The organism is Streptomyces sp. NPDC058620, assembly GCF_042717135.1.
GTDB lineage: Bacteria > Actinomycetota > Actinomycetes > Streptomycetales > Streptomycetaceae > Streptomyces.
Genome location: NZ_JBHXQO010000038.1, coordinates 51360 through 63631, shown reverse-complemented (window position 1 = coordinate 63631; position 12272 = coordinate 51360). Strand labels below are relative to the sequence as shown.

The 12272-nt window shown below is 70.8% G+C and carries 9 protein-coding genes and 1 pseudogene; 4 read left to right on the top strand and 6 right to left on the bottom strand.

From position 1 onward, the window contains the following. Positions 1-152 precede the first annotated feature (152 nt). Entirely contained in the window at positions 153-1937 is a 1785-nt protein-coding gene (gcl, locus tag ACFWSK_RS27660; protein WP_383791595.1) for a glyoxylate carboligase, read from the bottom strand. Positions 1938-2158: 221 nt separating this feature from the next. Between gcl and ACFWSK_RS27655 the strand changes: the two genes are divergently transcribed. The 3 genes from ACFWSK_RS27655 to ACFWSK_RS27645 all read left to right on the top strand — a co-directional run bounded on the left by ACFWSK_RS27655 (position 2159) and on the right by ACFWSK_RS27645 (position 3802). Continuing rightward, entirely contained in the window at positions 2159-2863 is a 705-nt protein-coding gene (locus ACFWSK_RS27655; RefSeq protein ID WP_383791593.1) for a hypothetical protein, read from the top strand. 82 nt (positions 2864-2945) lie between these two features. Then, entirely contained in the window at positions 2946-3464 is a 519-nt protein-coding gene (locus ACFWSK_RS27650) for a GNAT family N-acetyltransferase (protein ID WP_383791590.1), read from the top strand. 98 nt (positions 3465-3562) lie between these two features. After that, a complete protein-coding gene (locus ACFWSK_RS27645) occupies positions 3563-3802 on the top strand; it encodes a hypothetical protein (RefSeq protein ID WP_383791587.1) in 240 nt (79 codons plus the stop codon). Between the two features lie 28 nt (positions 3803-3830). Here the strand turns inward: ACFWSK_RS27645 and ACFWSK_RS27640 are convergent. From ACFWSK_RS27640 to ACFWSK_RS27620, 5 genes and pseudogenes are all read right to left on the bottom strand, one after another. Further along, a pseudogene (locus tag ACFWSK_RS27640) lies at positions 3831-4117 on the bottom strand (AMP-binding protein); the annotation flags it as partial. Then, on the bottom strand, positions 4114-5790 hold the full coding sequence (locus ACFWSK_RS27635; protein ID WP_383791585.1) for an AMP-binding protein: 1677 nt from the start codon (positions 5788-5790) through the stop codon (positions 4114-4116). The gene ACFWSK_RS27635 and the pseudogene ACFWSK_RS27640, both read right to left, overlap by 4 nt. 160 nt (positions 5791-5950) lie before the next feature. Then, positions 5951-7072 (bottom strand): winged helix DNA-binding domain-containing protein, encoded by a 1122-nt coding sequence (locus tag ACFWSK_RS27630; protein ID WP_383791582.1) that lies wholly within the window; start codon positions 7070-7072, stop codon positions 5951-5953. Between the two features lie 78 nt (positions 7073-7150). After that, positions 7151-8194 carry a glutathione S-transferase family protein gene (locus ACFWSK_RS27625; protein ID WP_383791580.1) on the bottom strand — a complete coding sequence of 348 codons (1044 nt, stop codon included), beginning with the start codon at positions 8192-8194 and terminating at the stop codon, positions 7151-7153. Continuing rightward, on the bottom strand, positions 8191-9699 hold the full coding sequence (locus tag ACFWSK_RS27620) for an MFS transporter (RefSeq protein WP_383791578.1): 1509 nt from the start codon (positions 9697-9699) through the stop codon (positions 8191-8193). Before ACFWSK_RS27620 ends, ACFWSK_RS27625 begins: the two co-directional genes overlap by 4 nt. Positions 9700-9868: 169 nt before the next feature. Here ACFWSK_RS27620 and ACFWSK_RS27615 point away from each other — a divergent pair, with 169 nt between their 5' ends. After that, a complete protein-coding gene (locus tag ACFWSK_RS27615; RefSeq protein WP_383791575.1) occupies positions 9869-12268 on the top strand; it encodes an endonuclease/exonuclease/phosphatase family protein in 2400 nt (799 codons plus the stop codon). The last annotated feature ends 4 nt before the right edge of the window (positions 12269-12272 follow it).

Below are 12272 nucleotides of genomic sequence, written 5' to 3'. Positions count from 1 at the left end.
GGCACGGTGGTGCGGGCCGGACAGCACCACCGAGCCCGTCCGGCGTTCGAGACTTCCTTTCGAGCCCGTCCGGCGATCGAGGACACCGCAAGGGCAACGGCGGAGGCCCCCTCCCGGGCGGTCCGGGAGGGGGCCGTTCGCGTGGCAACCGGTCAGGACACCGTCAGCGCGCGGATCGCCGTCGGCGCGTGGCCCGGCTCCGTCGCCACGTCCTCGAACTCGTTGACCGACGCGATGTCCGTACCGCTCATCGCGATGTTCGTGACCCGCTCCAGGATCGCCTCGACCACCACCGGCACCCGGAACTCCGCCGCCAGCTTCTTCGCCTCCTCGAACGCGGGAAGCAGCTGGTCCGGCTCCGTGACCCGGATCGCCTTGCAGCCCAGGCCCTCGACGACCTTGACGTGGTCCACGCCGTAGACACCCAGCTCGGGCGAGTTGATGTTCTCGAACTCCAGGTTGACCTGGAAGTCGATGTCGAAGTTGCGCTGCGCCTGCCGGATGAGCCCCAGGTAGGAGTTGTTCACCAGGACATGGACGTACGGGATGTTGTGCTGCGCCCCGACCGCCAGCTCCTCCATCATGAACTGGAAGTCGTAGTCGCCCGACAGCGCGACGACCCGGCCCTCCGGGTCCGCGGTGGCGACACCCAGCGCGGCCGGGAGCGTCCAGCCGAGCGGGCCGGCCTGGCCGCAGTTGATCCAGTGGCGGGGCCTGAACACGTGCAGCATCTGCGCACCCGCGATCTGCGAGAGCCCGATCGTCGTGACGTAACGGGTCTCCGGCCCGAACGCCCGGTTCATCTCCTCGTACACGCGCTGCGGCTTCAGCGGCACGTTGTCGAAGTGCGTACGGCGCTGGAGCGTGGCCCTGCGCTCCTGCGTGGACGCGGCCCAGGCCGAGCGGTCCTTCAGCGTGCCGCCCGCCTTCAGCTCACGCGCCACCTCGACGAAGAGCTCCAGCGCCGCCTTCGCGTCGGACGCGATACCGAGGTCCGGGGCGAAGATCTTGCCCAGCTGGGTGGGCTCGACGTCGACGTGGACGAACGTACGGCCCTTCGTGTAGACGTCCAGCTTCCCGGTGTGCCGGTTGGCCCAGCGGTTGCCGATGCCGAGGACGAAGTCGGACTCCAGGAAGTTCGCGTTGCCGTAGCGGTGCGAGGTCTGGAGGCCGACCATGCCCGCGTTGAGCTCGTGGTCGTCGGCGATGATGCCCCAGCCCATGAGGGTCGGGACGACCGGGACACCGGTCAGCTCGGCGAACTCCACCAGGAGCTCGGAGGCGTCGGCGTTGATGATGCCGCCGCCGGCGACGAGCAACGGGCGTTCGGACGCGTTCAGCATCTCGATCGCACGCTCGATCTGCTTGCGGGAGGCGGCGGGCCTGTTGACCGGCAGCGGCTCGTACAGCTCGGGGTCGAACTCGATCTCCGTGAGCTGGACATCGATCGGCAGGTCGATGAGGACGGGCCCCGGGCGGCCGGAGCGCATCAGCTGGAACGCCTGCTGGAAGACGCCGGGGACCTGCGCGGCCTCCAGGACGGTCGTCGCGGCCTTGGTGACCGGCTTGGCGATCGACGCGATGTCGACGGCCTGGAAGTCCTCCTTGTGGAGCACCGCGGTCGGGGCCTGGCCGGTGATGCACAGGATCGGGATGGAGTCGGCGATGGCGGAGTAGAGACCGGTGATCATGTCGGTGCCCGCGGGCCCCGAGGTACCGATGCAGACGCCGATGTTCCCCGCGGCGGCGCGGGTGTAGCCCTCGGCCATGTGGGACGCGCCCTCGACGTGCCGGGCAAGGGTGTGGTGCACCCCGCCGGACGCCTTGAGGGCGGCGTAGAACGGGTTGATCGCCGCACCCGGCACGCCGAACGCGTTCGTGACGCCTTCGCGCTTGAGGATCTCAACTGCCGCTCGGGCAGCGGTCATACGACTCATTGAGTGCTCCTGCTCGGATTTGGTGGAGTCGGGCTCTGTCGCGCCACCTGAGAGCACCAATTCCGCATTACGGAAGTTCAGTTCTGCTATACGGAATCAATCTAAAGTGCGCCCGGACCGCAGTCAAGGGAGGCAAGTGCGCGAAGTCGCCCCCGGAAACCTCGCTCTTGGTGGACCATGGGAGTACGGAGAGCAGCAGGGGGACCGGAGGGGGAGCCGTCGTGGAGTCCGTGCCGGTGCGCTGCCCGGTCTGCCGTCGCGATCACGCGTACATCACACCGGTCTATCCGTGCCCGTGCGGTGCCCCGACCGCCCCGCAACTGCTGCGCGGCGCCCCGGCCGAGCCGATCACCCACCGCACGTGGAACGACGACTGGGTGGCCGTGCGCTGTGCCGTCTGCGGGCGCCGTGACCAGTGGCCGCATCCGGAGCTGTGCTGCCCGTGCGGGACCGTGCTCCGCATACCCGTCCGTCCGCTGGCGTCACGCACCCCTCCCCCGCCCGGCCCCTCGCACATTCCGCTGCCGCGCACGGCCGCACACCCGCGCCCCGCGTTCCGGCCGATGACGATCCGCACCGCCCGCGACGCGGTCGCCGCCGCCGCGCTCTATCTGTCGTGGCTGGGCTACCGCGAGGTGGTGCAGGCCCGGGAGCGGCCCTCCTCCCGGATAGACATACGCGCCGCCGGGCTGATCGCGCAGGTCGACTCCACCACCACGCCGACCGTCCTGCGCGATGTCGAGTGCCTCTGGCTGAACGCCCTGAACGCCTCGATCGCCGGAGTCATCTTCTCCCTCGCCGGATACGCGCCCGACGCCAGGCAGCGCGCGGACAGCCTCGCGCTCCCACTGTTCGTCATGGATCTCACGGGCACACCGCAGCCGGTGAACAGCCCGGCGGACGAGCTGATCAGCACCGGCGCCTGACTGCGGAACGGCAAGCCCGGTCCGCCCGGCTCACCCGGACGAACGGTTCCCCGCCACCGGCACCGCTCGCCATACTGAGGCCATGCGTATCCGCCCCGCCCGGCGCTCCGATCTGCCCCTTCTCCAGGACATCGAACGCGCCGCAGGCGAACCGTTCCGCACCCTCGGCATGTCGGCTGTCGCCGACGACGATCCGCCGCCGCTCGGCCTTTTGGAGAGCTACCGCCGGGCGGGACGCTCCTGGGTGGCCGCGGAATCCCCGGCGTCCGCCGCCGAGCGGCCACTCGGCTATCTGATCGCCGATCCTGTCGACGACGCGGCCCACATCGAGCAGGTGTCCGTGCTGCCCACGGCCGCCCGCCGCGGAATCGGCCGCGCCCTCATCGACCATCTCGCCGACTGGGCGGAGGCCCAGGACCTCCGGGCCCTGACCCTGACCACGTTCGCCGAGGTCCCGTGGAACGCTCCTTACTACAGCCGCCTCGGCTTCCGGACGCTCACGGAGGACGAGCTCACCGACGGTCTGCGCGCCATCTTGGCCCTTGAGGGAGAACACGGCCTGGACCGGTGGCCACGGGTGTGCATGCGGCGGGAACTGTGAACCACCGCCGGGCGGGGCAGGGACGATAAACAGTCACGTCCGTCACAACGGGCCCGTATGTTCGGTGCGTTGTCAGTGGTGAGACGTAGAGTGAGCACATGGCCTTAACTCCTCGGCTTCCACGCCCCTTCGACTCCCCCTGCGCCACGCCCACCACGCCCGCCGCGCAGCCGACGACCCCGTCCGCCGCCGAGGCGAACGAGGCGATACGCGCGCTGGTGGACGCCCGGGCCGGAGAGGACTGGACGTCCGTGGAGTCCGCGGCGTACGAGGTGCTGCTGATCGAGTGGGCCGCGGCGACCCGGGGCCTCGGCTCCGACATCATCGAGGCCGCCTGACCCCGTCCACCGGTACGCATCGGCCCGTGATCGCGCCGATGCGTGCCGTGGCGTACTGGACGAGCACCCACTCCGGGCAGTTGACGGCCCAGATGCCGACCTGGTCACCCTTGACCACGCCCGACACCATCGGGCCGCGCGCCAGTTCGTCCACATCGGCGCCGAACGCGGCATAGGTCCAGCGCCGCCCGGAGACCACGTCGACCAGTGCCTCGCGTTCGGGGAACGCGCCGACCGCCCGGTCGAGGCCGGCGCCGATGGCTCGCCGATGCGCTGCCTGGTTCCGGCGCCGTGTGCGCAGGACAGTCCCTTCACCGCAGGTCCCCTTCGTCGAACTCGGTGCCCGTCCCCTGAGCGGTGCGCTCGCGGAGTTCGATCCGGCGGATCTTGCCGGAGACGGTCTTGGGCAGGTCGGCGAACTCGAGTCGCCGGATGCGCTTGTACGGGGCGAGGACCGCCCGGGAGTGCGCGAACAGCACCCTCGCGGTGTCGGGTCCGGGTTCCCAGCCCTCCGCGAGAACGATGTACGCCTTCGGCACGGCGAGCCGGACCGGGTCGGGGGCGGGCACGACGGCGGCCTCGGCGACCGCCTCGTGCTCCAGCAGGGCGCTCTCCAGCTCGAACGGGGAGATCTTGTAGTCGGACGCCTTGAACACGTCGTCGGCGCGGCCGACGTAGGTGATGTAGCCGTCCTCGTCGCGGGCGCCGATGTCACCGGTGCGGTAGTAGCCGCCCGCCATGGCCTCGGCCGTGCGCTCCGGGTCGCCGTGGTAGCCGGTCATCAGGCCGACCGGGGCGGCCGACAGATCGAGGGAGATCTCGCCCTCGGCCGCGCCGGGTTCACCGGAGACCGGGTCCAGGAGGACGACATCGAAGCCGGGGCTAGGGCGGCCCATCGAACCGGCCTTCAGCAGCTGGCCGGGGGTGTTGGCGACCTGGACCGCCGTCTCCGTCTGGCCGAAGCCGTCGCGGATGGTGACACCCCACTCCCGCCGTACCGTCTCGATGACCTCCGGGTTGAGCGGTTCGCCGGCCGCGACAACTTCGCGCGGCGGCGTCCTGAGCTGCGAGAGATCGGCCTGGATGAGCATCCGCCACACCGTGGGCGGCGCACAGAAGCTGGTCACTCCAGAGCGGTCCATCTCCGCCATCAGCCGTCCCGCGTCGAAGCGGGTGTAGTTGAAGATGAAGACGGTGGCCTCCGCCGTCCACGGCGCGAACAGGTTCGACCACGCGTGCTTGGCCCAGCCGGGCGAGGAGATGTTGAGGTGGACGTCGCCGGGCCTGAGCCCGATCCAGTACATCGTCGACAAGTGGCCCACGGGGTAGGAGACATGGGTGTGCTCGACGAGTTTGGGCCGGGCGGTGGTGCCGGACGTGAAGTAGAGCATCAGCGGTTCGTCCGCCCGGGTCCTCCGGTCCGCCGCGAAGTGCGCGGGCTGCTCGTCCGCGTCGCTGTAGGAGAGCCAGCCTTCGGCCTCGCCGTCCACGGCGATCCTGGTGTAGTCGCCGGGCACCTCGTCGAACTTCGGCGCGTCCGCCGCCCGGACGAGGACATGGCGGACCCGGCCGCGCTCGACGCGGTCGCGCAGATCGGCGGGGCCCAGGAGCGGGGTGGCGGGGATGAGGACGGCGCGCAGCTTCATCGCGGCGAGGGCCGTCTCCCACAGCTCGGCCTGGTTGCCGAGCATGACGAGGATGCGGTCGCCCTCGCGCACCCCCTGGGCCCGGAGCCAGTTCGCGGCCCGGTTGGACCGGGCGGACATCTGCGCGAAGGAGACCTCGGTGCGGCGGCCGTCCTCCTCCACGATGTGCAGAGCGGAGCGGTCGTTGTTCTCGGCGATGACGTCGAACCAGTCCAGCGCCCAGTTGAAGTGCTCGGACCGGGGCCACCTGAAGCCCTCGTACGCCCGCGCGTAGTCCTCACGGTGCTCAAGCAGAAAGTCCCGGGCAGCCCGGAACGTCTCCGTCGCGCTGGATGCCGACATGTGCCCTCCTCATTGCGGACCGGACCGGTCGCTTAACATCATGTAAACAGTGACCCGGATCTCACCACCCCCGAACGGGGGTGGAGTCGGACGGGGCGCAGGGCTTCGGCGTGCCGGAACCGGGCAAGGCGGTCGAGATGCGGGCGGCACTCGCAAGGCCCTACTCGCCGAAGTCGACGAACGTGGCGAACCGGACGTCGTACGCGGTCGCGTCCGTCATCACCGACAGCATCCCGAGGGCCTCCCCGGTGATCTCCTCGCGCTCCGCGCGGCTGAGCCGGCCGAGCGGCTGCACTGTGACCGCGGCGGTGTCCCCTGAGGTGTCCAGCCGCCAGACCGCGGCGAGGAATCCGTCGACGAGGAGGCTCCCGTAGGTCTGGTTGCCCTTGCCGTTGCGCCCCTTGTACACGGGCGGGATGACGCGGGAGCGGTCGGCGTGGCCGAGCAGCACGTTGTCGAACTCGGGCAGGAAGCGCGGCGGGGCCGGGGTGTCCGGGTCGGGGCGCGGCGCGTCGGGGAGGTCGAAGAGTTCCGCGCCGTTCTCGTCGCGGAAGGTGAGGAGCCGGGGCCGCAGCCGCTCGAACGCCTCGCGCAGCCGGGTCAGTCCGGCCCACACCTGCATGTCCTTCACCGAGGCGGGGCCGAAGGCCGCCAGGTAGCGCAGGACGGTCTCGTCGGGTGCGGGGACCGGCTCCGACGGGCGGCCGAGCCAGTGCTCGGCGGTCGTCAGCGCGACCTGCCCGCTGCGCCCCCACAGCCCGCGCGGGGTGACCTGGACCAGGGGCAGGCGGCAGCGGGCGGCGACCGCCAGGGCCTGCGGATCGGCGTCCGGCCAGTGGCCGAGCAGGGTCTCGCGCAGTTCCTTCATCGTGCGGGGGCTCTCCTCGACGAGCTCCTTGCTGATCTCCGCGAGCCGGTCGAGGTCCACGCCGGCGAGCCCGGCCCGGAAGATCTTCAACTCCCCTTCCCGCGCGGCCTGGACGAGGGGGCGCAGGGTGAGTGCGTCGTCCGCGGTGTGGGTGTGGATGGTGGAGCGGAGGGTGACGATACGCACCACCTCCCGGGACTCCATGAGCGCCGAGAGACGGGCGGGCCGGAAGCCGCCGAGGCGGGCGTGGAGCTGGTAGTAGGGCGGCTTGGTGTTCTGCGCCTGGAGCCCGATGAGATGCCCGACCGCCTCCGTGACCGGCATGGTGCTGCGGTTCAGGAGCAACTGGCGTTCCAGGGTGGCGCGGTTGAGTGCGCGGCTGGAGAGCACGGGAGAGTTCGTCTTCGCGGCCATGTACGGCACGCTACGCGGCGTCGCGGACACCTTCTGTCCGCAACCTGCGTCCCGTAACACCATCGGGACGTGTCCGGGTCAGGGACGCCCCCGCGCCGGAACCTCCTCACCCGGCGGTACCGGCCCCGGTGCCGTGCCGTCACCGAACGGACGGCCGCCGAGCTCCTCCCGGTGGTGCGGGGCCCGCCAGCCGGACAGGCCGGGGCCGAGCGGCACGATCCCGGTGGGATTGATGCCGGTGTGCACCCGGTAGTAGTGCTTCTTGATGTGGTCGAAGTCGACCGTGTCGCCGAATCCGGGGGTCTGGTAGAGGTCACGGGCATAGGCCCACAGGACGGGGTCCTCGGAGAGCTTCGAGCGGTTGCACTTGAAGTGGCCGTGGTAGACGGCGTCGAAGCGCACCAGCGTGGTGAACAGCCGGATGTCCGCTTCCGTGATGCTGTCCCCGACCAGGTAGCGCCGGTCCGTGAGGCGCTCCGACACGAGGTCGAGACGGCGGAACACATCGGCGTACGCGGTCTCGTACTCGTTCTGACCGCTGGCGAACCCGGCCCGGTAGACGCCGTTGTTGACATCCCGGTAGATGCCCTCCATCACCTCGTCGATCTCCTCGCGGAGCGTTTCGGGGTAGAGGTCGGGGGCGCCTTCCCTGTGCAGTGCGGACCACTCGGTGGCGAGGTCCAGGGTGATCCGCTGGTAGTCGTTGGTGACGAGCCGGCCGCTCGGTACGTCCACGATCGCGGGAACGCTGACCCCGCCGGGGTAGTCACGCTCCCGTGCGTCGTACGCCTCGCTCAGAAGGCGGATGCCGAGGACCGGGTCCCGGCCGTCCTCGTCCAGGGTGAAGCGCCAGCTGCGGTCGTCCTGGACCGGGTCGGCGACGGCGAGCGACAGCGCGTGCTCCAGGCCCAGGAGACGCCGTGACACCAGGGCACGGCTCGCCCAGGGGCAGGCACGGCTGACGACCAGCCGGTAGCGGCCCGACTCCACCGGCCAGCCGTCCCGGCCGTCGGCCGTGATGCGGTCCGCGAAGTGGCCGCGGGACCGTACGAAGGGCTTGTGACCGTACGAGGTGTTCCCGTCGGCGCCCTTGCCCGCGGACCCGCTCCCGTCGTTGCTCATGCCTTGGTCCTCTCCGCGTCGACGGACTCCTGCGTACGTCTCCTGCCCCGTCGGGTGGTTCCCACATCGGCCATGGCGACGATCAGAGCCGCCAGGACGAAGGCGACCGAGACGATGAGCCCGTGGTCGTACGCGGTGGCCCAGCCATCGGGGCCCACCTGGGCGAAGAACACCGAACCCACCGCGGCGATCCCGATCGCCGACCCGACGCGCTGGCCGGTCTGGAGCGTGCCCCCGGCGCTGCCCCCCGTGGCCACCGGCACTTCGGAGAGGGTGAGGGTCTGATTGGGTGAGATGACCAGGCCGCTGCCGAGGCCGGCCAGCAGCAGCGGTCCGGCCATCGCCCATCCCGCGGCCGTCCCGGGCACCAGGTGCACGGCGAGGGCGGTGGCCGCGAGGCCCACCGCCACCGTGGCGAGACCGACGACGACGAGGGGTCGTCCGTACCGGCCCACCAGTCGGCCGCCGATGGTCGCGGCGACACCCGAGCCCAGCGCGAACGGGGTGATGGCCAGCCCCGCCTGGAGGGCGGTGTAGTGCTGGCCCACCTGCAGGTAGAGCGTGGTGATGAAGAAGATCGAGGTGAATCCCGCGAAGTACAGCAGGCTCAGCAGGCAGCCCAGCCAGTAGGAACGCAGCCGGAAGAGCGAGAGGTCCAGGACCGGTCGTGTGGAGCCCTCGCCGCACCTGGACTCCCAGCCGACGAACGCGGCGAGCAGCCCCGCGGCCAGGACGAGGAGCAGCCATTTGCCGTTGCCGGGCCACTGCTGGGCCTGGACGAAGGGCAGCAGCAGGGCCAGTACGCCCCCGCCGAGCAGGAGTACGCCGACCGGATCGAGGTCACGCGGCCGGACCCGGGTCGCCGTCGGGGTGTCCGGGAGCAGCCGCCGGGCCAGCAGGAGGCAGACGATACCGAGCGGCAGATTGACGTAGAAGACCCAGCGCCAGCCCTCCGCCGCACCTGCCACCTCGATCAGCAGGCCGCCGAGGAGCGGGCCGACGGCAGTCGAGATGGCGACCACGGTGCCGAACATGCCGAAGGCCCTGCCCCGCTCGCGGCCGGAGAACATCTGCTGGATGAGCGCGGAGATCTGCGGGGAGATCAGCGCGCCCGCGGCGCCCTGGACCAATCGGGCGATCACCAGCCAGGAGCTGGACTGGGCGGCGCCGCAGGCGGCGGACGCGAGGGTGAACAGGGCGAGTCCCGCCATGAACACCGTCCGCCGCCCCCGGGCGTCGCCGAGGCGTCCCGCGGGGATGAGGAAGAGGCCGAACGCGAGCGCGTAGCCGGACAGCACCCACTGGAGGTCGGACTCGGGAGTGTTCAGCCCCTCCTTGATGGACGGCAGCGCCACATTGACGATGGACACGTCCAGCAGGGTCATGAATCCGGCCACCAGACAGACACCTAGCGCCTGCCAGCGGCGGGGGTCGGGGGCGCCGGAACCGGCGGTTTCCGCACCGGGGCCGGAGCCCTTTCCCTGGTGCGCCGCGCTCTCTGCCATGTATCGCACCCTAGGTCCTGCGCCGCTGTCCGGCGGCTTGGACCACCGGGTTTCCCCCCCGCACGGGGTCGAACACTTCTGCGATGCGTGGAATTAACCTCTGATACCTTGTCACGCCCGTTCTACGCGCATAGCTTTTGCTCTCACTACACAGTTGGGGGCTCCACACGTGCACATATCCAGACACGGTTCCGCTCTGCTCGCGGGCGCCGTCGCCGTCACCCTCTCGGTGACCGCTCTGCCTGCCGCCTTCGCGGCCCCGTCCCCGACCGCCGTGATCTCCGAGGTCTACGGCGGCGGGGGCAACTCGGGTGCGACGCTCACCCGGGACTTCATCGAACTGGCCAACGCCGGGTCCACGGCGTACGGCCTTTCGGGCTTCAGCGTCCAGTACCTTCCGGCCACCCCGTCCGCCGGTTCCCTGTGGCAGGTCTCCCCGCTCACCGGGTCCATCGCCCCCGGTGGCCGCTACCTCGTCGCCCAGGCCGCCGGCACGGGCGGCACCGTGGCGCTGCCGACGGCGGACGCCACGGGTACGGTCGCGATGTCCGCGTCCGGCGGTTCCGTCGCCCTCGTCTCCGGCACCACTCCCCTGACCTGCAAGACGGCTGCCGACTGCGCCGTCGACACCAGGATCGTAGACCTCGTGGGCTACGGCTCCGCCGTCGTGCGCGAGGGCAGCCCGGTGACCGGCGCCTCCGCCACCGCCTCCGTGGCGCGCGGCACGGCCCTCGCCGACACCGACGACAACGCCGCGGACCTCGCGGCCGGCGCGCCCACCCCGGTCAACGCCGCGGGCGAGACGTCCGGTGGCACGGGCCCCGGCGATCCCGGCAACCCGACCGAGCCCGGCACCGTCCGCGTGCACGACATCCAGGGCGCGACCCGGCTGTCGCCGCTCGCCGGGCAGTCGGTGACCGCCGTCCCCGGCGTCGTCACCGCCGTACGGACCTCCGGTTCGCGCGGCTTCTGGATCCAGGACACCGCTCCGGACGCCGACGCCCGTACCGGCGAAGGACTGTTCGTCTACACGGGCGGCTCCGCACCCACCGTGGCCGTGGGCGACTCGGTGCTGGTCAGCGGAAAGGTGGCCGAGTACTACCCGGCCGCGACCGCCCAGTCGCTCACCCAGCTCACCGCCCCGAAGACCACCGTGCTGTCCTCGGGCAACGCGCTGCCCGCGCCGGTCGTCCTCGACGCGGCCTCCGTGCCGGGCGCCTACGCCCCCACGGCGAACGGCGGCTCGATCGAAGCGCTGCCCCTCGACCCGGCGGCGTACGCCCTCGATCTGTACGAGTCGCTCGAAGGCACCCGGGTGCGCATCGCCGACACCCGTGTCACCGGGGCGACCACCTCGTACGACGAGATCTGGGTGACGGTCAAGCCCCAGGAGCAGCCGACCGCGCGCGGCGGAACGCTCTACGCCTCGTACGCGGACCAGAACACCGGCCGCATCAAGGTGCTGTCGCTCGACGCGGCGCAGCCCGTGCCGGTGGCGGACGTGGGTGATGTGCTGTCCGGCGCCACCACCGGTGTCATGGACTACGCGTCCTTCGGCGGCTACAACCTCCAGGCCACCGAACTCGGCACGCTCACCGACAACGGCCTGCGGCGCGAGGTCACCCGCCCGCAGCGCGGCAACGAGCTGGCCGTGGCCACGTACAACGTGGAGAACCTGGACGCGCTCGACGACCAGACGAAGTTCGACACGCTCGCCGCGGGTGTCGCCGTCAACCTCTCCTCGCCCGACGTGCTGTCGCTGGAGGAGATCCAGGACGACAACGGCGCGGTCAAGGACGGCACGGTCGGCTCCGAGGCGACGCTGAAGCGGTTCACCGACGCGATCGTCGCGGCGGGCGGGCCGCAGTACGCCTGGCGCTACGTCGCCCCCGAGGACGGTCAGGACGGTGGCGAGCCGGGTGGAAACATCCGTAACGTCTTCCTCTTCAACCCCGAGCGGGTCAGCTTCGTGGACCGTGCGGGCGGTGACGCGACCACTCCCGTGACGGTCGTGGACACGGCCAAGGGCGCCAGGCTCTCGGTGTCGCCCGGGCGGATCACCCCGGCGAGCAGTGCGTGGGAGGACAGCCGCAAGCCGCTGGTCGGCGAGTTCCGCTTCCACGGCAAGCCGGTATTCGTCATCGCCAACCACTTCACCTCCAAGGGCGGCGACCAGCCTCTGCACGGCCGCAACCAGGAGCCCGTGCGCAGTTCCGAGACCAAGCGCGTCCAGCAGGCCGCGGAGGTCAACACCTTCGTCAAGTCGCTGCTGGCCGCGGACAAGTCGGCGCGTGTGGTGACCCTCGGGGACCTCAACGACTTCGCGTTCTCACCGACGATGGACGCGTTGACGCACGGGCGCGTGCTCAAGCCGCTCATCACGACGCTGCCCGCGAGCGAGCAGTACAGCTACGTGTTCGACGGCAACTCGCAGACGCTGGACCACATCCTGACCAGCCCTGCCGTGACCCGCCTCGACTACGACGTGGTGCACATCAACGCCGAGTTCGCCGACCAGGCGAGCGACCACGACCCGCAGATCGTCCGGATGCAAGTCAACAAGCGCTGACCGC

Bases quoted from the DNA above. Each gene is read 5' to 3' on its own strand.
- ACFWSK_RS27645 (WP_383791587.1), top strand. From the start codon at position 3,563: ATGGCCTTAACTCCTCGGCTTCCACGCCCCTTCGACTCCCCCTGCGCC.
- ACFWSK_RS27620 (WP_383791578.1), bottom strand. From the start codon at position 9,699: ATGGCAGAGAGCGCGGCGCACCAGGGAAAGGGCTCCGGCCCCGGTGCG.
- ACFWSK_RS27635 (WP_383791585.1), bottom strand. From the start codon at position 5,790: ATGTCGGCATCCAGCGCGACGGAGACGTTCCGGGCTGCCCGGGACTTT.
- ACFWSK_RS27630 (WP_383791582.1), bottom strand. From the start codon at position 7,072: ATGGCCGCGAAGACGAACTCTCCCGTGCTCTCCAGCCGCGCACTCAAC.
- gcl (WP_383791595.1), bottom strand. From the start codon at position 1,937: ATGAGTCGTATGACCGCTGCCCGAGCGGCAGTTGAGATCCTCAAGCGC.
- ACFWSK_RS27650 (WP_383791590.1), top strand. From the start codon at position 2,946: ATGCGTATCCGCCCCGCCCGGCGCTCCGATCTGCCCCTTCTCCAGGAC.
- ACFWSK_RS27625 (WP_383791580.1), bottom strand. From the start codon at position 8,194: ATGAGCAACGACGGGAGCGGGTCCGCGGGCAAGGGCGCCGACGGGAAC.